The organism is Acinetobacter sp. YH12132 (assembly GCF_013418645.1).
GTDB classification, from domain to species: Bacteria; Pseudomonadota; Gammaproteobacteria; order Pseudomonadales; family Moraxellaceae; genus Acinetobacter; species Acinetobacter indicus.
The window spans coordinates 221,875-243,105 of sequence record NZ_VPBR01000002.1 but is presented as its reverse complement, the minus strand read 5'-3'; the positions used below and the strand labels follow the sequence as shown (position 1 = coordinate 243,105).

Annotated in this window: 20 protein-coding genes; 10 read left to right on the top strand and 10 right to left on the bottom strand. The window is 47.6% G+C overall.

Annotated elements, in window-relative coordinates:
* Nucleotides 1-79: 79 nt before the first annotated feature.
* Both FTU67_RS03300 and FTU67_RS03295 read left to right on the top strand, forming a co-directional pair.
* Nucleotides 80-658, top strand: coding sequence for a flavin reductase family protein (locus FTU67_RS03300; protein ID WP_005178960.1), 579 nt, complete (start codon nucleotides 80-82; stop codon nucleotides 656-658).
* A gap of 107 nt (nucleotides 659-765) precedes the next feature.
* Entirely contained in the window at nucleotides 766-1,944 is a 1,179-nt protein-coding gene (locus tag FTU67_RS03295; RefSeq protein WP_005178962.1) for a YbfB/YjiJ family MFS transporter, read from the top strand.
* A 6-nt stretch (nucleotides 1,945-1,950) separates the two neighbouring features.
* On the opposite strand, the gene FTU67_RS03290 is transcribed toward FTU67_RS03295, so the two are convergent.
* Complete coding sequence (locus tag FTU67_RS03290) at nucleotides 1,951-2,520, bottom strand: M23 family metallopeptidase (protein WP_005178963.1); 570 nt, start codon at nucleotides 2,518-2,520, stop codon at nucleotides 1,951-1,953.
* A gap of 216 nt (nucleotides 2,521-2,736) precedes the next feature.
* Between FTU67_RS03290 and FTU67_RS03285 the strand changes: the two genes are divergently transcribed.
* A complete protein-coding gene (locus tag FTU67_RS03285) occupies nucleotides 2,737-2,907 on the top strand; it encodes a hypothetical protein (protein ID WP_168379929.1) in 171 nt (56 codons plus the stop codon).
* 289 nt (nucleotides 2,908-3,196) lie between these two features.
* On the opposite strand, the gene icd is transcribed toward FTU67_RS03285, so the two are convergent.
* Nucleotides 3,197-4,453 (bottom strand): NADP-dependent isocitrate dehydrogenase, encoded by a 1,257-nt coding sequence (gene icd, locus FTU67_RS03280; protein ID WP_016659160.1) that lies wholly within the window; start codon nucleotides 4,451-4,453, stop codon nucleotides 3,197-3,199.
* Nucleotides 4,454-4,859: 406 nt separating this feature from the next.
* Between icd and FTU67_RS03275 the strand changes: the two genes are divergently transcribed.
* Together FTU67_RS03275 and paaI are read left to right on the top strand one after the other, a co-directional pair.
* The gene (locus FTU67_RS03275; RefSeq protein ID WP_045794865.1) at nucleotides 4,860-5,645 is read left to right on the top strand and encodes an rRNA large subunit pseudouridine synthase E; all 786 of its coding nucleotides are present in this window, start codon (nucleotides 4,860-4,862) and stop codon (nucleotides 5,643-5,645) included.
* A gap of 177 nt (nucleotides 5,646-5,822) precedes the next feature.
* A complete protein-coding gene (gene paaI / locus FTU67_RS03270; protein ID WP_180061402.1) occupies nucleotides 5,823-6,215 on the top strand; it encodes a hydroxyphenylacetyl-CoA thioesterase PaaI in 393 nt (130 codons plus the stop codon).
* Between the two features lie 95 nt (nucleotides 6,216-6,310).
* On the opposite strand, the gene FTU67_RS03265 is transcribed toward paaI, so the two are convergent.
* Nucleotides 6,311-8,014 (bottom strand): M61 family metallopeptidase, encoded by a 1,704-nt coding sequence (locus FTU67_RS03265; RefSeq protein ID WP_180061401.1) that lies wholly within the window; start codon nucleotides 8,012-8,014, stop codon nucleotides 6,311-6,313.
* A gap of 179 nt (nucleotides 8,015-8,193) precedes the next feature.
* Between FTU67_RS03265 and FTU67_RS03260 the strand changes: the two genes are divergently transcribed.
* From FTU67_RS03260 to slyD, 3 genes are all read left to right on the top strand, one after another.
* Entirely contained in the window at nucleotides 8,194-9,504 is a 1,311-nt protein-coding gene (locus FTU67_RS03260) for a D-alanyl-D-alanine carboxypeptidase family protein (protein ID WP_228289045.1), read from the top strand.
* Between the two features lie 128 nt (nucleotides 9,505-9,632).
* Complete coding sequence (locus FTU67_RS03255; protein WP_180056551.1) at nucleotides 9,633-10,919, top strand: NAD(P)/FAD-dependent oxidoreductase; 1,287 nt, start codon at nucleotides 9,633-9,635, stop codon at nucleotides 10,917-10,919.
* A 134-nt stretch (nucleotides 10,920-11,053) separates the two neighbouring features.
* Complete coding sequence (slyD, locus tag FTU67_RS03250) at nucleotides 11,054-11,536, top strand: peptidylprolyl isomerase (RefSeq protein WP_163170257.1); 483 nt, start codon at nucleotides 11,054-11,056, stop codon at nucleotides 11,534-11,536.
* Between the two features lie 76 nt (nucleotides 11,537-11,612).
* On the opposite strand, the gene FTU67_RS03245 is transcribed toward slyD, so the two are convergent.
* Together FTU67_RS03245 and yaaA are read right to left on the bottom strand one after the other, a co-directional pair.
* Entirely contained in the window at nucleotides 11,613-12,257 is a 645-nt protein-coding gene (locus FTU67_RS03245) for a metal-dependent hydrolase (protein WP_180061400.1), read from the bottom strand.
* A 17-nt stretch (nucleotides 12,258-12,274) separates the two neighbouring features.
* Nucleotides 12,275-13,054, bottom strand: a complete 780-nt coding sequence (gene yaaA, locus FTU67_RS03240) for a peroxide stress protein YaaA (protein WP_180061399.1) — start codon at nucleotides 13,052-13,054, stop codon at nucleotides 12,275-12,277.
* Nucleotides 13,055-13,189: 135 nt separating this feature from the next.
* On the opposite strand from yaaA, the gene FTU67_RS03235 reads away from it, so the two are divergent.
* Nucleotides 13,190-13,822 (top strand): alpha/beta hydrolase, encoded by a 633-nt coding sequence (locus tag FTU67_RS03235; protein WP_005178998.1) that lies wholly within the window; start codon nucleotides 13,190-13,192, stop codon nucleotides 13,820-13,822.
* A gap of 114 nt (nucleotides 13,823-13,936) precedes the next feature.
* On the opposite strand, the gene FTU67_RS03230 is transcribed toward FTU67_RS03235, so the two are convergent.
* The 4 genes from FTU67_RS03230 to pheA all read right to left on the bottom strand — a co-directional run bounded on the left by FTU67_RS03230 (nucleotide 13,937) and on the right by pheA (nucleotide 18,912).
* Nucleotides 13,937-14,302 (bottom strand): hypothetical protein, encoded by a 366-nt coding sequence (locus FTU67_RS03230; protein WP_016659168.1) that lies wholly within the window; start codon nucleotides 14,300-14,302, stop codon nucleotides 13,937-13,939.
* A gap of 94 nt (nucleotides 14,303-14,396) precedes the next feature.
* On the bottom strand, nucleotides 14,397-16,643 hold the full coding sequence (locus FTU67_RS03225) for a bifunctional prephenate dehydrogenase/3-phosphoshikimate 1-carboxyvinyltransferase (protein ID WP_005179002.1): 2,247 nt from the start codon (nucleotides 16,641-16,643) through the stop codon (nucleotides 14,397-14,399).
* A gap of 3 nt (nucleotides 16,644-16,646) precedes the next feature.
* A complete protein-coding gene (gene hisC, locus FTU67_RS03220) occupies nucleotides 16,647-17,738 on the bottom strand; it encodes a histidinol-phosphate transaminase (RefSeq protein WP_005179004.1) in 1,092 nt (363 codons plus the stop codon).
* 64 nt (nucleotides 17,739-17,802) lie between these two features.
* Nucleotides 17,803-18,912 (bottom strand): prephenate dehydratase, encoded by a 1,110-nt coding sequence (gene pheA, locus FTU67_RS03215; RefSeq protein WP_005179005.1) that lies wholly within the window; start codon nucleotides 18,910-18,912, stop codon nucleotides 17,803-17,805.
* Nucleotides 18,913-19,398: 486 nt separating this feature from the next.
* Here pheA and FTU67_RS03210 point away from each other — a divergent pair, with 486 nt between their 5' ends.
* Entirely contained in the window at nucleotides 19,399-19,920 is a 522-nt protein-coding gene (locus FTU67_RS03210) for a type 1 glutamine amidotransferase domain-containing protein (protein ID WP_005179007.1), read from the top strand.
* A gap of 83 nt (nucleotides 19,921-20,003) precedes the next feature.
* On the opposite strand, the gene FTU67_RS03205 is transcribed toward FTU67_RS03210, so the two are convergent.
* Nucleotides 20,004-21,146 carry an acyl-CoA dehydrogenase family protein gene (locus tag FTU67_RS03205; RefSeq protein ID WP_075166939.1) on the bottom strand — a complete coding sequence of 381 codons (1,143 nt, stop codon included), beginning with the start codon at nucleotides 21,144-21,146 and terminating at the stop codon, nucleotides 20,004-20,006.
* Nucleotides 21,147-21,231: the final 85 nt, after the last annotated feature.

Genomic DNA, 21,231 nt, shown 5'->3' with positions numbered 1-21,231 from the left:
GTTTTAACACCCGGTACAATGCAGAATTGTTGTTTTCCTGCATATCTCTGGAATGATCTCTGATTGAGGAATAAAAAATATGACGCTCCCTGCTGATCTGCAAGCCGTGCCTTTGGAAAAGGCCTATCGTTTGATCAATCATGGTCCGACCGTGCTGGTGTCTGCACAAGATCAGCAAGAAACCGATGTCATGGCTGCAGCCTGGGCCTGTGCGCTTGAGTTTAATCCCGCCAAAGTTACAGTGGTGCTGGATAAAAGCACCAAAACCCGTGCCATCATTGAACAGTCAGGTTATTTTGCCTTGCAGGTGCCGACCTTAAAACAGCTCAGGATGGTGCATCAACTGGGAAGCATCAGCCTGTTTCAGGAGCCGAACAAGCTGGACCGCTGTGGGGTCGAGCTGTTCCAGTTTGAGCATTCTCCTGTGCCGACAGTGGCCGGATGCGCCGCCTGGCTGATCTGTGAACTTATTCCGGAGCCGCACAACCAGCAAACCCATGACCTGTTTATAGGCAAAGTCATTACAGCCTATGCCGATCAGCGGGTATTTCGTGACGGGCACTGGTATTATCATGAAGTGGCCGATGAATGGAAAAGTATCCACCATATTGCCGGCGGGCATTTTTATAGCATTGGTCAGCCGGTTTCAGTGGAATAAACAGTTGTTAGATTAGCAAACAAATTGGCCAGATCAGCGCGCAACTGTAATAGCCCGCGCGCCATACAACAATATTTTACGCATAATAAAAAGCGCAAGGAATCTGCATGGATGCACAGCAACGCCGCCTCAGCCTGTTTTTACTGCTGGCCACCTGTTTAGGTATCGGTATTTTTCGTTTTTCTTATACCGCCTTATTACCCAGTACCCGTCTGGCTTTTGAATGGAGTAGCGAGTTTGCCAGCCTGTTAGGCAGCGCCAATTTACTCGGTTATTTAATTGGTGCGGTCTGGGCCATGCGCTTAAACCGGCAGCTATTAAGCTGGATTCAGGCCGCGGCCTTTCTCGGCAGTTTAAGTTTATTCTGCTGTGCGTTCGCCGGTTTTGAGGGCAGCTGGTATCTGTTCTGGCGAATATTGTCCGGCATCTGCGGTGGCTGGCTGATGATTCTGGCGCCGAGCGTGGTTGCGCAGCACTGTGAATTGCAGCATCGGTTTAAAATTAATGTGATTGGTTTTAGTGGCATCGGACTTGGTGTGCTGCTCGCCACATTATTTTTGCCCTATTTAGATCATATCTCCACCTCAAGCGCCTGGCTGATTTTATGTGCCTTTGCCGTGCTGTGCAGTCTGGGTTTAATCCTGCTCAAACCCAAAGCCCTACCGGTTAACATCCAAAGCCAGCCTCAAAGCGCTGCTGCTGTGCCCATCAATAAAAAGGTCTTTGCCAGCCTGCTCTTGGTGTATAGCTGTAGCGCGTTTTCCTATGTACCACACTCACTCTTCTGGATTGACTATTTAAGTCAGGTGCAACAACTCAGCCTGTTCTGGATCAATAGCCACTGGATTTTATATGGCCTGGGCAGTGCCTGCGGAGCGGCCTGTGCCTATTTTCTGGCAAAACAGCTCGGCAATTTCAAAGCCCTGAAAATCCTGTATTGCCTGTATGTGGCGGCCATTTTAGCGGCAATCGCCCCTTGGTCAGTGATGACCTTTCTGTCTTCCTTTTTTACTGGCCTGCTGAATCCGGCGGTGGTGTTTCTGACCTCTTATACCCTGCTCCAGCTGTATGGTCTGGCCTATAAAAAATTATGGGGCATGGCTACTTTATGCTTTGCCAGCGTGCAGCTGATAGGAGGCTTAAGCTTTAGCGGCTTACAAGTCGCCGGCTGGTCCTATCCGCAGCAGTTTTTACTGGCCGGTGCGGTTCTGGCACTGGGAAATCTATATTTTATTTGCAGCCTGCCGGCCACCAAAACACCGGTTTCCACAGCCGAGGTAAACTGATTTAGCTTATTCATCGGTCAGCTCTTGTACCAAATAGGGATAAGGATTCACGGCGCCTTGACCACTGAGATAAATCCCATAATGCAAATGTGGCGGTGTATTTTGAGCATTGCCGCTATTACCGACATAACCAATGATTTCACCGGCTTCAATCCAGTCGCCTTCCTGAATCTCCGCTGCATAATCCTCTAAATGCGCATAATAATGATGGCTTAAGCCCGGACCAATCACCCAGACCACTTTACCCCCAAGGTTGTTGGTGCCCACCCGCGATACAATTCCAGCCGTGGTTGAGCGTACCGGCGTGCCGCGTTTGGCAAAAATATCAGTGCCTTCATGCCGACGCCCTTCACTGCGCGCCGCACCCCAGGTATCACTGATCTGCCTGGCCTGCACACCTTCTACCGGGACCGGTAAAGGCGCCATGAATTCCTGCTGTTGCAATTTCAGATACAGCATCGGATAGCGCATACCGGCGGCATCACCCGAAGGCGGTGGCTGACAGCCGACCAGCAGCACACTCAAACTTAAGCCAAGCGCCAGACCGGCGAGCCGTTTAGAAATCAAGATATTCATGGCAACTGCATCATCAAGGGATGACTTGATCTTAAGGTCTGCTCAGGGGTAGATAAAACACGGTTTTTGTACAGGTTTTGCTGATCTGGGTTTGGAGATGATTCCTCGCTGCTTTCCGATCTAGATCGTCATGGGCTATATAGATATGACAAAGGCTCTCATCATGAGAGCCTTTGTCAGTAAATCAATTTAAAAACCTATCTGCGCCTTTAGGCGATGAAAAAGTTTTTAAATTGGGGGTGCGACATCATTGCTGACGTTGGTTTTTCTGTTTTTGATTTTGTTGCTGAGGCTGTTGCTGCTGTTGACGTTGATTGTCATTCTGCTGCTGATTTTGTTGACGTTGGTTTTGCTGATTCTGTTGATTCTGCTGGTTTTGTTGATTAGCCATTTCATATCACTCCTGTATCAGTTCGATATGTCGCACAATATGTACAGGTATTACTCTACCGGGTTTTGTTTTTTGCCCAAGTCATAAGCTGTATCAAATTGCCTCAATGTAATTGGGCACAGGATTATCCATTACAAATCAAGTGAAAATAGTTTTACTATTTTACCTTAGTCACCCAAAGCATCACTGTGGTTACTTGTCATTACATTGACACAAATGGATGAGAAGATAAGGCATAAAAAACCCGCGTTAAACGCGGGCGGTTACACCGAATAGATAGTGTTTTTATTGGTCCATCTTGTCAATAATCGCCTGACCAAACTCAGAGCAGCGCAGCAAGGTGGCATCTGGCATCAGGCGTTCAAAATCATATGTCACCGTTTTGGCTGCAATCGCACCGGATACACCCCGGATAATCAGATCGGCCGCTTCAGTCCAGCCCATATCGCGCAGCATCATTTCCGCAGACAGAATAATCGACCCCGGATTGACCTTGTCCTGCCCGGCATACTTTGGCGCAGTGCCATGGGTGGCTTCATACATATGAATTGCCCCGCCAATATTGGCTCCCGGTGCAATGCCAATCCCGCCGACTTCTGCCGCCAGTGCATCGGAAATATAATCCCCGTTCAGGTTTAAGGTGGCAATGACCGAATAATCTGCCGGGCGCATTAAAATCTGCTGTAAAAAGGCATCGGCAATTACATCTTTAATCATAATCTCTTTGCCGGTTTTCGGATTTTTCAGCTTCACCCACGGCCCGCCATCGAGCAATTCGCCGCCAAAACGCTCCAGCGCCACTTCATACCCCCATTCCTTAAAGGCGCCTTCGGTATATTTCATGATGTTGCCTTTATGTACCAAGGTCACACTCGGCTTGTCATTATCAATCGCGAACTGGATGGCTTTACGCACCAGACGCTGAGTGCCTTCTTTGGAGACCGGTTTAATCCCAATACCACAGTTTTCTTCAAAGCGGATTTTGGTGACACCCATTTCCTCTTTCAGGAATTTAATAACTTTTTTCGCTTCCGGTGAATCGGCTTTCCATTCAATCCCGGCATAAATATCTTCCGAGTTTTCCCGGAAAATCACCATATCGGTCAGTTCCGGATGTTGCACCGGTGAAGGCACGCCTTCAAACCAGCGTACCGGACGCACACAGACATACAGGTCCAGTTCCTGACGCAAGGCCACATTCAATGAGCGGATCCCACCACCAACTGGTGTGGTTAGCGGCCCTTTAATCGACACCACAAATTCACGCAAGACCTCAAAGGTTTCTTCCGGCATATAGGTGCCATAAATCTTGTTGGCCTTTTCGCCGCAATACACTTCCATCCATTCAATCGCACGTTTGCCACCATAGGCTTTTTGTACTGCCGCATCCACCACGGCTTTCATAGTCGGGGTAATATCCACCCCAATCCCGTCACCTTCAATAAAAGGGATAATCGGATTGTTCGGCACATTCAGGGATAAATCTGCATTTACCGTAATTTTGCTGCCATCTGCAGGCACGACGATTTTCTGATAACCCATAATCCTTGCTACTCCCTGTGATTGGTGGGCGGGCAAATCCATACTATTCTTGCCCGGCACCGGTCTTTTTTGGCTGTCTGCTTAATTGTATTTTTAACTCGATGATCTTTTCAGTTTAATCAAAATTTAACCAGCCCGGGATTTATAAGGGAAATGGCCTTATTTCTGTGCTTAATAAATCGGCATATATCCTGTGGCATCTCTCAGCAAGTTTTACATTTCCAATCAAAATCATCTGCTCAGCTTTGCCATAAAGTTCAGGCAGATCAGACAGAATCTGCTATAGTAGCCGGATATTGTGGACCTTCTTTTTGCTCATTGTCACCCTTTCTCTCCCATGCCGGGTTTTATTACAGTTAGCATAAGAATCACACCCAGATTTTTTTATATTTTTTAGCAGGTTACAGTGAAAATAGTTATTCTTAACAAGCCTTATGATGTGCTGTCGCAGTTTCGTCCCGATGAAAAGCACCCAACCATGGCCGACTTCATTGACGATCCGGATTTGCGGATTGCCGGTCGTCTGGACATGGATTCAGAAGGTTTAATGTTCCTGACCGATCATGGCGGTTTAAACCAGTTTATTACCAACCCGGCCAATAAAAAGTTTAAAACCTATCTGGTCCAGGTCGATGGTGACATTACCGAAGAAGCGCTAGAACAGCTGCGTAAAGGTGTAGAACTGAATGATGGCATGACCTTGCCGGCCAAAGCGATTAAAGTGGCTGAACCGGAGTGGTTATGGGAACGTCATCCGCCGGTACGTTACCGCGCTTCAGTGCCGACCTCCTGGGCTGAAATTTCAATTTGTGAAGGCCGTAACCGTCAGGTGCGCCGCATGACCGCTGCGGTCGGCTTCCCAACTTTGCGTTTAATTCGCACCAAAATCGGTTCGATTGATCTGGTTCAGCTGGGCCTGCAACCGGGTGAAACCCGTGAAATTGAACCACTGCTCTATAGCGACTTTAAAGATGTACCAGCCGAACAGCCGTATCGCTCACGTTCTTATGTGAAGAAACCGGGCGGCACTGGTGGCAAACCGATGCAGAAAAAAGTCAACAAAGATGGTACCGCCAAGAAAAAATCCGGCACACCACGCATCTGGCAAATGGAAGAAGGTGAAAAGCCACGTCGCAAGACCAATGGCACCACCCGTCCCAACACCAAATCACGTGGTCGTCGTGCCCGTTAATGGGGCTGGCATCTGTATAGCTAAAAAAGCTGTTGCAAAGATGCGTTGAATAGACGATGAAAATAAGGCTCCAACGGGGCCTTATTTTTTTGCTTGTATTTTCAGCATCACAATGCTATTTATGATTCACATAATTTTAAATTTAAAATAAAACGTATCTTAAAAAAGGAGTCTGCTATGGATCAGCAAGTTAATCCCATGTTTCATCAGGACCGATTAATGCAGCATCTGGGCGCCCATTTGGTGTCGTTTGGTGAACACAGCGCACAGATTGAATTAAAAATTACCGTGCAGCATTTACAAGGCCATCAAACCTGTAACGGTGCGGTGATTTTTGCGCTGGCGGATGCGGCTTTTGCCATTGCCTGCAACACCGGCGAACATCCGGCGGTGGGTCAGCACTGCGGTATTCATTATTTAAAACCGGGCCTGCTCGGCGATACCCTGACTGCGGTGGCAGAACATAAGGCCAGCAGTGGCCGCAGCGGCATTTATGATATTCGGGTCACGAACCAGAAGCAGCAGATTGTGGCGGAGTTTCGCGGTACTTCCCGCCTGATCATCAAATAAGGTGTGATTACGATAGGGTTTATGACGATAGATCTGCATAAAAAAACCGATGCCTGAGCATCGGTTTTTTATAGTATAGATTTCAGACTGTGATTTTACACTTTTAACCAGCGATCCAGTTTGGCCTGATCTTCGACTTTTAATTCAACTTCAGTCAGCTCAGAACCTGCCGCATTCACTTCAAACTGCATCAGTTCATCACGGCGGAAAGCATGTACTGTAAAACTGCCGCTCTGTTTGGCATACTGCTCGATCAGTTTGCTGCTGGCTTTGAGACCATCAATGGCAATAATCACATCATGCGCCGACAGACCGGCTTGCGCTGCCTGACCATCACGGCGTGCGGCTTGCACCAGTACGCCTTCCGGTTTATCGGCCAGTTTTAGCCCCAATGGCAAACGCTTGTCATTTTTTAAATTGTAGCTCAGACCAAATTCCGGGAACAGCTGATCCAGCGGTAACTCTTCAGTGGTGTTAATCAGATGGTTAATCTGCTCAGCCCAGCTATCACCGGTTAATTCCTGACACAATTCATAAATCGTGCGCTCATGCACCTGAATCCCCTGCTGCGCATTGTCATACAGCTTGCGCATTAACTCATCCAGACTGGAGCCACGCAGACGTAAACCAAGATCTAGACACAAGGCCACCAGACAGCCCTTGTTGTAATAGCTGGTGCCGGCATGGTTGGAGTTTTCATCCTGACGGTAGAATTTCACCCAGGCATCAAAGCTTGATTCAGCCACGGTTTGGATTGCCCGACCCGGATTTTGCAAATAACGGTCAATCTGCGCTTTTAATAAAGCAATATAAGACTCCTGATTAACCACACCGCTGCGTAATAAAATCAGGTCATCATAATATGAGGTGAAACCTTCAAAAATCCACAACAAAGAGGTGTAACCTTCCCGGTTCAGGTCATAATTGACAAAGCTGTCCGGACGGATAAATTTCACCAGCCAGGAGTGGAAATATTCATGGCTGCACAGCCCCAGAAAACGCTGATATTCTTTCGACGGCTCTTCCGGCTCATTGGCTTTTGGCAAGTCATCGCGCGGGGTAATCAGGCTGGTACTGTTTGGATGCTCCAGACCACCATAACTGTTCCCGGTCGCCATGGTCATAAAGGTATAATCCTGAAACGGTGCAGAACCGAACATGGCAATTTCAGTGGCGCAGATTTTTTCCAGGTCCTGCTGCATTCTCGCAGCATTCATGGCATGTTTGCCCGACACCACAAATTCATGTGGAATGCCTGCTGCATCAAAACTAAAACGGGTCTGCTCGGCCAGCTCAAACGGCGCATCAATCAGTTCGGCATAGTTTTTGGCTTTTAAGGTATAACGCCCTTTCACCAGACTTTTGGCCACCAGTCCGGTCGCCAGCTGGAAATGTTTCAGTTCGTTTGGCAGGAACACTTCGACTTCAATCGCTTTATCTTCCTGACCTTCCAGTCCTAAACAGGCACAGGCCGGATTGACATATAACCGGGTCTGATCAACATAGGCACCACGCACCGACAGGTCGTAGGCATAAACATCATATTCCACCGTAATCAGTTCATGATCGGTATTAAACAAACGCCATTTGTTCTTTTCAAATTTCTGGATTTTTAAAATACGCCCGGCTTCATCATAGGCCTTGACCGCTTCAATATGTTTGGAAAATTCACGAATCAGATAGCTGCCCGGAATCCAGGTCGGTAAAGCTAGAACCTGTGTCGGATTGGCCAGAAAGCGCAAAGTGACATGAATAAGATGCTGACGATAATCGTCAAATTCGATTTGATAATGCAACATAATGGGCGATATAAAAGATCAAAGAGATAACTTATCAATTAGCTTAACATTTTTTTGTCATGCAATGCGCAGTCGTCTTCATTGTCGAAAATTATCGCTAGTCAGGCGGCAAAAAAAAGCATAGCATGCCTAAAATTTTTATGTTTATGACCAACGGACTGGTTAAAAAAGGAATCCCCTTGAAACGTGTCATCTACCTGATTGCGCTGCTGTGCTGGCTATGCAGCTCGCTTGCGCATGCCACCTTATTATCTTTTAATCCTGAAACGGTTGAAGCAGAAGCCTGGACCGTGCTTGATCCACAATCGGGTCAGGTCATTGCAGAACACAATAGCCAGATTCAGCGCGCCCCGGCCTCGCTGACCAAGATGATGGTGGCCTATATTGTGCTCAAGGACATTCAGGCCGGCAAGCTGAACGCGGCAGATGTGCTGACTGCAACGCCGGTGGTGAAACAGGTGATGTGGGATGAATCCCAGATGTACCTGAAAGAAGGTGAGCAGATTTCTGTTGATCAGCTGCTAGCTGGTTTAATTGTGATGTCTGCCAATGATGCCGCCCTAACTCTGGCCGAACGGATTTCTGGCAGCGTACCGCAGTTCGTGGCACGTATGAATCAGGAAGCACAGGCCTTGGGAATGCAGCATACCCATTTCCAGAATCCGTCCGGGATTACCATGCCGGAACATTATTCTACCGCGGCCGATCTGGCCCGTCTGGCACAGGCGGTCGTCAATGACACTCCGGATTATCTCGCTTATTCCAAACAGACCAGTTTTACCTATAACCAGCGTTATCACCGTGCCACTAACATTCTGCTCAAACAGGACCCGACGGTGGATGGCTTGAAAACCGGTTATACCCGTGCCGCCGGTTATAACCTGGCGCTGACGGCCAACCGTCTCACCCAGAATTTTGATGATCCGAACCGGCGTTTAATTGTGGTGGTTTTGGGTGCCAAAAGTGCATTTAAACGCGCTGAAATTGCCCAGCAACTGATGAACATCAGTTATGCCTACACCCGCAACGAAGTGGCTTTAAAAAACAAGCAGCTGATTGCTGAGTTGCCAGTGGTAAAGTCGACCCTGAAAATGTTCAAGGTTGAAGTGCAGCAACCGAAAATTGTCACCACGTCTTTATATGGCGAAAATAGCGCGATTAATTTAAAACAGTTTGATGTGACCCAGCAGCGCCTGTTTGTTAACGATACCTTCGGTCAGACCCGACTGATTGAACCCTTAACCCAGACCGAAACCCATTTGAATGTCGAGCTAAAAGAAAAATTACTGACGGCCCCGCTGGCACAGGTGATGCAGCTGGCCACTGTGCATGTTTATCAGAATAACCGCCTGATCAATACCATTCATCTGGAAGAAGAAGTACATATTGCCGAAGCCAGCCTGTTTGAAAAATTGCTGATCTGGCTAAAAAGCCTGTTTAGCTTCTCCTCTAAGGATGAAACCGGAGCAAAAACTTATCCGCTGGTTTAATCCTGTGAACAAGCACAGTGGAAATGCTACATGATGTAAGTTGTCGAACAATCTGAGTCATTTTCCTAACCGGGAGATGGCATAAATTGAGCCTGTTCTTGCATTAAAAATAACAATATAGGTTCATCATGTCAGTATTACATCGTATTGTGATTGTCGGTGGCGGCGCCGGCGGTCTGGAACTTGCTACCCAACTCGGTCATCGTCTGGGTAAATCGGGCAAAGCACAGATTACTCTGGTCGATCAGAAACTGACCCATATCTGGAAACCGCTGCTACATGAAATTGCAGCCGGCACGCTCAATCCGCATCAGGAAGAAACCAACTATTTTGTGCATGCTGCCCAGCATCATTATCAGTTTATATTAGGCACACTGGTTGGCATTGACCGGACCCAGAAAAAAATCCAGCTGCAGGCACCGCAATTTTCCAAAAAAGAGCAGCCACCGAAGCAGATCGACGTAGACTATGACACGCTGGTGCTGGCGCTGGGCTCTACTTCCAATGACTTTAATACCGAAGGGGTGAAACAGCATTGTCATTTTCTGGACAGCCTGCCTCAGGCCACGGTGTTTCATCAGGACCTGCTGCACCTATATTTAGAAGCCCAAAATCAGCCGCAAAGCCGCGCCCTGAATATTGCCATTATCGGTGCCGGTGCCACCGGTGTTGAACTGGCGGCAGAGCTGTATCAAGCCAAACAGACCTTTGCCCAATATGGTTTAAACCGGATTGATCCGCAGCAGGTTCGGATTACGCTCATTGAAGCCGCCGACCGGATTTTACCGGCCCTGTCACAACAAATTTCCCGACATACTCAAGCCCAGCTGGAGCGCTTTGGCATTGAAGTGCTGACCCAGCATCGGGTGGCCAAGGTCGATGAAGAACAGGTTTATTTTGCTGCAGGCAATCCGCTGGAAGCAGAAATTAAAGTCTGGGCTGCCGGAATTCAGGCCCCGGAAATTTTAAAACAGTGGGATGATTTTGAAAAAGATCATCTGCACCGTTTAAAAGTCTATGCCACCTTACAGACTTATACCGACCCCAACATTTTTGCCTTTGGCGATTGTGCCCATTGCCAGCCCAAAGCCGATGAACCGGTGCTGGGTCCGCGTGCGCAGGTGGCCAGTCAGCAGGCCAGCTTTCTGGTTCGTGCCCTGAGCCAGCACGTGAATGGTAAACCACTGCCGATGTTTAAATTCTCCGACAAAGGCTCGCTGATTTCTTTAAGCCAGCATACGGCCGTGGGTGAATTACTCGGTCGGGTCAATGTACAGGGCATAGTCGCCAAGTCGATGTATGTGTCTTTATACCGGCTGCATCAGGCCACCATTCATGGCTATACCCATGCCGGGGTGCTGACCGCCAAAGATATGCTCGGCAGAAAAATTGGCCCTAAAATAAAATTGCATTGAAATTTTATCGACTGCCCCAATATCTGGGAAAATGTCATAAAAAAGCCAAATGTGAGTTTTTTGAGTAAAAGTATTCAACAAATTTGCCTTTTCACTTTATGATGTACCCTTAGAAAACTAAATGGATCTATAACATGACTGCTATTGCAAATGACCTCGTGGTTACTTTCCACTACACATTGACTAACGCAGAGGGTGAAACTCTCGACCAATCTCAAGGTGAACCACTTGCCTATTTGCATGGTGCGGGTAACATCATCCCTGGTCTTGAAAAAGCCCTAGAAGGTAAAACTGTGGGTGAAAAATTCACTGTAAACGTACCTGCTGCTGAAGGTTATGGCGAATACAACCCTGACCTGGTTCAAGAAGTTCCAGCGCAAATGTTCCAAGGCGTAGACAGCATTCAGCCTGGCATGCAGTTCCAAGCACAAACTGATGACGGCGTACAGATCGTAACGGTTAAAGCAGTTGAAGGCGAAAACGTAATCGTTGATGCAAACTTCCCGCTTGCTGGTCAAGACCTGACGTTTGAAGTTGAAATCGTAGAAATCCGTGAAGCGACTCAAGAAGAGTTAGACCACGGTCACGTACATGGTGTTGGCGGTCATCACCACTAATCTTGTGACAAGATGGAAAAGGCAAAGTCTGACTTTGCCTTTTTTTATGCCTGAAGTTTAGCGGACGAATGAACCATCACGATGCTGATTCGCCCGTTGTAGACAAAGCCTGGGCCAGATTGTGTTTGGCCTGTGCTTCATAATGCTGCTGGAAATACCGGGTCTGATACAGCGGCTGCATCTGATAAAACTGCATCAATACCGCACGGCGCTTGGGCTGATAAAGATTCTGCTCGACCCAGGCATATTCCTGACGAATCTGTTGCTGATATTCAGCAAAACGTACTGGCGGCGCAGCCAGAATTGCCAGATCAATATCCAGCAAGGCATTTAAATCTGGCTCATCACTGGGCTGATGCTGCCGGGTCGCGAGAATCCAGCGGCTCACGGTTTCCAGTTGTGCTGCCGTTAAAAAATCTGCACATAACTGCTGGCACAATGTCGCACTTTGTGCTTCATTGTCCTGCGCTTTAGGATGATAGACCGCATCATGAAACCATAACGCCAGCTCGACCAGCGATGCTTGCTGCAACTGTGTGCGAATCTGATCGAAATGCTGCAGACATTCCAGAATATGCTGCACGCCATGATAGTGCCGCTGCGGCTCACTATAGGCCGCCAGCAGCCGCGCATACAGCTGCTGCGTCTGGCAGCGATTCATCGAAAACTGCTGAGCGCAGCGTTGCCAATACAACTGAAAATCAGCAAGTTCTGATTGCATGGCACGCACTCCCCTGTTTATGCGGCTTGCTCATCTCGCTTAAACACCAGCTCACCTTTTAGGGAGCTGTCAGCATCGAAATAATAGCCATCGCTATTAAAGCCTTTTAAATCTTCAGCACGTTCAATTTTATTTTCGATGATATAGCGCGCCATCAAACCACGGGCTTTTTTGGCATAGAAGCTGATGACTTTATATTTGCCATTTTTCTGGTCTAAAAATACCGGCTTGATGATTTCTGCCTGAATCTTGCTTTCTTTCACCGATTTATAATATTCATCCGAAGCGATATTCACCAGCAATTCAGACTTGGCCGTAGCCAGATCTTCATTGATCAGATCAGTAATGATGGTGCCCCAGAATTCATACAAATTGCTGCCACGCGGATTTTTCAGCTTGGTGCCCATTTCCAGACGATACGGCATCATTAAATCCAGCGGGCGCAATAAGCCATACAGACCTGATAACATGCGCAAATGCTGCTGTGCATAATCAATGTCCTGATCCTTCAGGCTATAGGCATCCAGACCGGTATAGACATCACCTTTAAAGGCAAACAGCGCCTGACGCGCATTGGAAAAATCAAAATCGGCCTGCCAGTCGCGGAAGCGTTCTACGTTTAAATTGGCGATTTTTTCGCTCACACTCATTAAATTGGCGATTTCTGAAGCAGATAGCGTACGACTAACGTCGATAAGTTCTTGTGAATGCGCTAATAGTCTTGGTAAGGTGTGGCTGTCGGTGGGTAATGCAGATTCATAATCTAAAGTCTTAGCAGGAGAAATTAAGGCGAGCATACACATCCTGATCAAAAAGTGGTTAAAAAATAATTAATCAAACTATAACAGTCAGCTTATTTTAATGCCAATCTGTGTTTTTCCTAAACATAATCGGTAAAATAATCGATTCTCCTGCCATTATTCGATTATCTTATGTCCGAGCAAATTTTCATTCCAGGTCCTGTGGGTCGAATTGAAGTTTTCGTAGATTATCCACAGGGTGAAGTGAAAGGATTCGCGGTTGTCAGCCACCCCCATCCATTGCAAGGCGGCACCCCGCAACACAAAGTTCCTGCATTATTAGCACAAATGTACCTAGAGCGCGGCTGCGTGGTATATCGCCCAAGCTTCCGCGGTTCAGGCCAGAGTGAAGGTGTGCATGATGAAGGCTTTGGCGAAACGGATGATATTCTAGAAGTCATCAAATATGCGCGCAGCCAGCACATTGGCCTGCCGTTCTATGCCGGCGGTTTCAGCTTTGGTGCGCATGTGATGGCAAAGAGTTATGCAGCGCTACCGGTTGAATTACAGCCAAAACAGACCATTTTATGCGGCTTGCCGACTGCGACAGTAGCTGGTGTACGTCACTATGTAACTCCTGAAATTAAAGGTGACATCCTGTTTATTCATGGCGAAGCCGATGATGTGACCCTGCTCTCGGACATGATTACTTGGGCCAAACCACAGCGTCATCTGGTTACCATTTTACCGGGCGCTAACCATTTCTTTACCGGCTATTTAAAACAGCTGCGGATTGCAATTACCCGCTTCCTGGCCTTAGGCTAAAGACAAAAACCCATCTGCTGATGGGTTTTTTTATGGGAGGAGATCAGTGACGGTACTGTTAATTTTAAAATGGATACAGACGAAATGGCTTCGCAATTCCAATCTGGGATTGTTTTAATTTTTCCATTCAAAGGCCGTAAAGTTTTCATCCTGTTTTAAGGTCTGCTCGACCGCCTGGGCCAGCTGATTTAGCAAGCTTTGCGATTCAATCCGGTCAAACCAGTCCTGCTCTTCTTCCGGATAAGACAGGATTTCACACACCAGTCGTCCTTCGGCATCGCGGCTTTCACAGCTCACGCTTAAGGGCAAAGGATGATCTTCCACACTAACCGCAATTTGTGCGCCACTTTGCGGCAGGGTTTCAAAGCCGTGCTGGTTTAACTGTCGGGCCAGCAAATCTGCCACATAGTTCTGGGCAATCTTACAGTCCTGTAATTCGGCCTTGTTATCACATTGTGCGGTAAACTGGAGTGTTTTCATAAACGACCCTACTGCTGTTCTTGTTGTATTTTTAGCATAAGCAATATAAAGCAAACAGCCAAGCAAAAGCTTGGCTTTTGGGTTATTTTTCTCTTTATTCGGTCACTTCAATCTGCAGACCGGCCTGAGCGGTCAATTGGGTAAAGGTCGGGAAGCTGGTCGCGACCGTTTCTGTACCCACAATTTTAATTACTTCCGAGTTACGTAAACCGGCAATCGAGAAGCTCATGGCAATACGGTGGTCATGATGTGACTCAATTTCACCGCCGGTGAACACAGGCGACCAGTCACCTGCTTTGCCCTTGCCTTCAATGATGATGCCATCTTCAGTTGGGGTACAGTCAATGCCCATGGTTTTCAAGCCATCTGCCATCACCTGAATCCGGTCAGATTCTTTGACGCGAAGCTCGGCCGCACCAGTCAATACAGTCTGACCTTCCGCACAGGCTGCTGCAATAAACAGCGCCGGGAATTCATCAATCGCCAGTGGCACCTGATCTTCCGGAATATGAATGCCTTTTAAGGTACGGCTGCCCTGAATACGAATGTCGGCAATCGGTTCACCACCGGCAATACGCTCGTTGGATACAGTAATATCTGCACCCATTTGTTTGAGGATTTCAATCACGCCAGTACGGGTCGGGTTAATGCCCACAGCTTCTAAAGTGACATCGGCATTTTCAGTAATGGCCGCGCCCACCATAAAGAACGCTGCAGATGAAATATCTGAAGGCACCTGAATATTGGTTCCCACCAGTTTACCGCCGCCTTGCAGGGAAATACGGTTACCTTCGGTTTTCACTTCATAACCAAAAGCACGCAGCATACGCTCGGTATGGTCGCGGGTTGGTTCCGGTTCAGTTACTGCAGTTTCACCTTCGGCCCACAAACCGGCCAGTAAAATTCCTGATTTCACCTGTGCCGAGGCCATTGGTAAATCGTACTGAATGCCTTTTAACTGCTGGCTGCCCGTAATTGACACCGGTGGCGTACCACGCTCACCTGTGGTCTGGATTTGCGCCCCCATTTCACGTAATGGCTTGGCAATACGCTCCATTGGACGCTTGGACAAGGATGCATCACCGGTCATCACCGAATCAAAGGCCTGCGCCGATAACATGCCTGACAGCAAACGCATGGAGGTGCCAGAGTTCCCCATATACAGTGCACCGGCTGGAGCTTTGAGGCCCTGCATACCAACACCATGAATGGTCACTTCACCATTTTTCGGGCCTTCAATACTGACACCCATATCGCGAAAAGCCTGCAAGGTCGCCAGCGCATCTTCACCTTCCAAAAAGCCGGTGACATGGGTGGTGCCTTCTGCAATCGCACCAAACATGATTGAACGATGTGACACAGATTTATCACCTGGCACAGTAAATTTACCCTGGAAATTTTTAGAGCCCGGTAAAATCGTAAATTGTTGTGTCACTTTATTGTTCTCCATCAACGGTTTTTTGGCCAGCATATGATTAAAATGCTGACGCGCTGCTTGAGCATGTCCCAGCAGGCCCATTAAAGCCTGCGAGTTTTCCTGTTCGATCAGCTGGCGCAAGATTGCCAGCTGTTGTTCAAAGCCATCGACTGCATTCAAAATTGCCTTTTTATTGGCAAAGAAGATGTCGTGCCACATTTGTGGATCACTGGCTGCAATTCGCGAGAAATCACGAAAGCCGCCTGCAGCATAGCGAAAAATATCTAAATTGTCTTCCCTGTTGGCCAGTTGCTCCACCAGGTTAAATGCCATTAAATGCGGAAGATGACTGGTATGTGCCAGCACTTCATCGTGCTTGTCCACATCCATACAGATCACTTCCGCTTTGGCTGCTTCCCACAGTTGAATCAGTTTATTGACCGCCCAATCCGCACTGGTCGGTAATGGAGTCAAAATCACTTTATGATTGGCGAATAAATCGACCTTACCGGCATGGACCCCGGTATGCTCGGCTCCAGCAATCGGATGCCCCGGCACAAAACCGGCAGGCAGTTGTTCACCAAAAACCGCTTTGGCTGCATCGACCACATTGCCTTTGGTACTGCCGACATCGGTCAGGATTGCATCAGGTTTTAAATACGGTTTAATCTGCTGCAACACATATTCGGTGGCACGTACCGGTAAGGCCAGTACCACCAGATCAGCATCTTTCACCGCCTCGACCGGATCGCTATAACCGGCAGCAATTAAACCCAAGGCTTTGGCATCTTCTAGCGTTTTTTGCGAACGGGTCGATGCCACTACCTCATGAGCCAGCTGTTCAGCCTGAATCACACGCGCCAGACTTGAGCCAATCAGCCCAAGTCCAATAAAAGCGACTTTTTCAAACAGGGGTTGCGTCATGGCTTATGCCTTTGCGTCCAGACCTAACACCTTCGCCAGTGCAGTCAGGAATTTGGCATTTTCTGCTTCTGTTCCAATCGATACACGAAGATGGTTTGGAATACCAACCGGACGTACAATCACGCCTTCTTTGAGCAAGGCATTGAAGGTTTGTGCCGGATCAGCCTGTACATCAACCAGAATAAAGTTGGCACGTGAAGGCACATAGTTCAGGCCCAGTGCCTTAAAGCCCGCTTCCAGCTGCGCCATACCAGCCTTGTTCACTTCACGTGATTTTTCGATAAAGGCTTCATCTTTCAGCGCTGCTACAGCTGCCACCATAGCTAAATGGTTCACGTTAAATGGCTGACGGATACGGTTTAAATAGTCAGTCACCTGTACAGAGGCCAGAGCAAAACCAACTCGTAGCGCTGCCAGACCATAGCACTTCGATAAAGTACGGCTAACAATCAGGTTTGGATACTGATCCAGATATTTCAGGCTGTTGAAGTTTTCCGGGAAGTATTCCACATAGGCTTCATCCAGTACCACAATTACATTGGCCGGTACTTTCTGCATGAAGGCTTCAAATTCAGCTTCTTCAAACCAGGTGCCAGTCGGGTTATTCGGATTGGCAATGAACACCAGCTTGGTGTTGGCTTGAATGGCTGCAGCCATCGCCTCTAAATCGTGCGAGAAACCTTTGGCTGGCACTTCAATGGCCTGCGCATTAATGGCCTGAGTCACCAGCGCATAAACCGCAAAGGCGTGCTGGCTATATACGATTGAGTCCTGCTCGGACACAAAAGCGCGGGCAAACATTTCCAGCAGGTCATTTGAACCATTACCCAAAGTAATCCGTTCATGACCAAAACCAAACTGCGCTTCAATCTGGTCTTTTAAAATAAAACCACCACCATCTGGATAACGACCAATTTCTGCCAGCTCGGCAGCCACGGCCTCTTTGACTTTGTCTGAACAGCCCAACGGGTTTTCATTGGATGCCAATTTCACAATATCGGTAATACCCAATTCGCGCTCAAGTTCACTGATCGGCTTACCTGGTTGATATGGCTTTAACTTAGAGATGCCTTCATTGGCTGGGACAAACGACATTTTTTACTTCCAGATTTACAGGTGAAAAGCAGCCGCATGCAGCGCACACGGCCACCAGAGAATTTTATAAAACTGCCGCCGGATAAGAGCCGAGTACACGGACTTCTTTCACCAATGGACGGATTTCTTCAATCGCAGCTTTAACATTGTCTTGCTCAATATGACCTTCCAGATCAATAAAGAACACATAGGCCCATTTTTCAGGTAAAGCCGGACGGGTTTCAATACTGGTTAGACTAATGTTGTGTTTGGCAAATGGCGCCAGAATTTCCAGCAAGGCACCGGCACGGTCATGTGCAGACACCAGCAATGAAGTTTTGTCATTGCCGCTTTGTGGCACTTTCTCACGGCCAATCACCAAGAAGCGCGTGGTGTTTTCCGGGTTGTCTTCGATATTGCTGTGCATGATTTCAAGATCATAAATGGTTGCCGCAATTTCAGAAGCAATGGCCGCAGAATGCCATTCATTACGAATACGGCGCGCCGCTTCACCATTGGAACTTAAAGCCACACGCTCCACCCCAGGATAATGCGCATCTAGCCATTTACGGCACTGTGCCAGCGTTTGCTGGTGAGCATAAATCTGTTTAATGCTGTCTTTACGGGTATTTGCAGAAATCAGGAACTGATGATGAATCGGCAATTCAACTTCGCCAATCACATTCAGATTTGAAGTTTTAAAGCAGTCTAAGGTATGGTTCACCACCCCTTCAGAGGAGTTTTCTACCGGCACCAGACCATAATGCGCACTGCCCGCTTCCACTTCACGGAAGACTTCATCAATGGTTTGTAAAGGGCGCACCAGGGCATCATGACCGAAATGCTTGAGTACCGCAGAATGGGTATAAGTCCCAACAGGCCCCAGGAAGGCAATACTTTGCGGCGCTTCCAGTGCCAGACAGGCCGACATGATTTCACGGAATAAACGTGCCATGGTCTGGTCCGACAATGGGCCTTCATTGCGATCCATAACATTACGTAAAACTTGTGCTTCACGTTCCGGACGGTAAAACAGCGGATTCTCTTCAGCGGCAAATTTGGCTTTGGCCACCGCTTCTGCCAATCGTGCGCGACGGTTAATCAATTGTTGAATCTGCATATCAACAGAGTCAATTTCCTCACGAATATTGTTCAGGTCAAGAGAAGTCGTTGTGTTTTGATCGTCGTTGATCATTGTTATGTCGCCCTTCATAAACGGTATGCAAACAGTATAACAATAGTTAGCTTTCAAATGTTGCGCAATACAACTTTGATTGATTCAGTCTTAAAAACAAACAGTTGGTTAAACTCTCTGCAACTTGTGAGACTGTTTATCAATTGAGCAGCTATGGCTCATGAATAATTCTGAACAAGTCACGACGCTTTGCCTGTTTTTCCATCCAGAGTGTAGCGAATTTAAGCAGATGAAACAGGGTCTTTTTCCAATCAGCCGATAGCTTTTGCATCTGAATTCGATGAATAGTGATAGGATTTTGCAAGTTTATTGCGTAAACTGAACAGGCGTCATAATTACTTACATAGAAAATAACGCCCATAAATATTGAATAAAATTCCAGAAATTTTAACTTGAAAAAGAAATAAGAAAACTGGTTACAAAGCAGCAATGAAATTTTGCTTTTTCCCCTTTACTCTTTTATTTAAAGCAATTCGGAGAATAATAATGTCAAAAAGAATCGCGGTGCTGATTACCCATGATTATGAAGATGCAGACTATCCAGAATTGATCCACGCCTTCCGTGCAGCGCGGCATAGCGTGGTAAATGTTGAAAACAAGGCCGGCAATATTGTCTATGGTTATCAACGGCGCAGCTCGGTGACCATCGACCAAAGTATAGATGATGTGACCATTCATGATTTTGATGCGCTGCTGATTCCCGGCGGCCAATCTCCGGCACAACTGCGTGATGATTTACGTTTTGTCGATTTTGTCCGAAATTTTGCCAATGCCCAGAAACCAATTATGAGCACCTGTCATGGTCCGCAACTGCTGATTCATGCCAGTGTGGTCAAAGGCCGGCGCATGACCAGCATTGCCCCGGTGATGCTGGAACTGATGGATGCCGGCGCCGTGTATTTTGATGAAGCGGTGGTAAATGACAATAACCTGTATATTTCCTCACGCTCACCAGCAGACTTGCCGATTTTTATTCGGGAAAGTCTGCATGTGCTCAGCCTGCATTAAAATAGTCTCAGAAACACACCCACCAAGAACACCCGCCCAGTCGATGCTGGGCGGGTGTTTTCATTTGGTCTGATGTATAGGACTTAACGGCCCAATAAACCGCGCGCCACAATCTCTTTCATAATTTCATTGGTGCCGCCATAAATTCGCTGGATACGGGCATCGACAAAGAAGCGTGAAATTGGATATTCGGTCATATAACCATAACCACCAAACAGCTGCAGCAGCTGATCGGCCACTTTCATCTGCATATCGGTCGAGAAGCTTTTTAATGCTGCTGCTGTTTCAACATCCAGTTTGCCCTGCATATACAGCTCAACATTCTGGTTATAAAACGCAGCCGTGGCCAGCTCATCAATTTTAGCCTGTGCCAAAACAAAACGGCTGTTCTGGAACTGGCCAATTTTCTGACCAAAGGCCTGACGTTCCTGGACGTATTGCGTGGTGATGTCAATCGAACCGCGGATAGCGCCCAAGGCGGTGGCGGCAATCGCGGTCCGTTCACGTGGCAATTCCTGCATTAAATAGGCAAAGCCCTGTCCCGGCTGGCCCAGTAACTGTTCTTTGGGTACTTTCACGTTATCAAAGAACAATTCCGAGGTGTCCTGAGCGTGCAGGCCAATCTTGTCGAGGTTGGTGCCTTTTTTAAAGCCATCCAGATGGGTATCGACCAGCAATAAAGACACACCTTTGGCGCGTGCCTGCGGATCGGTCTTTACCGCCAGCACCACCAGATCGGCATGTTGGCCATTGGAAATAAAGGTTTTAGAACCATTTAAAATATAATGATCATCCTGCAAAATGGCATGACTGCGCATGGCTTGCAAGTCAGAACCAGCACCCGGCTCGGTCATACCAATCGCACCGACCACTTCACCGCTAACCATTTTGGGCAGCCAGTACTGTTTCTGTTCTTCTGAACCAATATTTAAAATATACGGTGCAGCAATTTCTGAATGACAGGAAATACCGGTAGACAGTGCGCTATAACCGGCACGTGCCGATTCTTCCACCAGCATCAGCGAATAATGGGTCGGTACACCATAACCGCCATACTGTTCCGGTACATCTACACATAAAAAGCCGTTTTCACCCAGCTGGTTCCAGACCGAGCGCGGCATAATTCCTTCCCGTTCCCACTGTTCATAATGCGGGGCAATCTGTTCGCTCATAAAGCGGCGGAAGTTGTCACGGAATAATTCTAAATCTGCATCATAAGCCAGCATAGTCGATCCTTGTAGGGTACATTCTTGTTTTACATTCAGCCCCATGCTATGCATTTTTAAGCGTACTGTCATGGTCTCGCCCGGC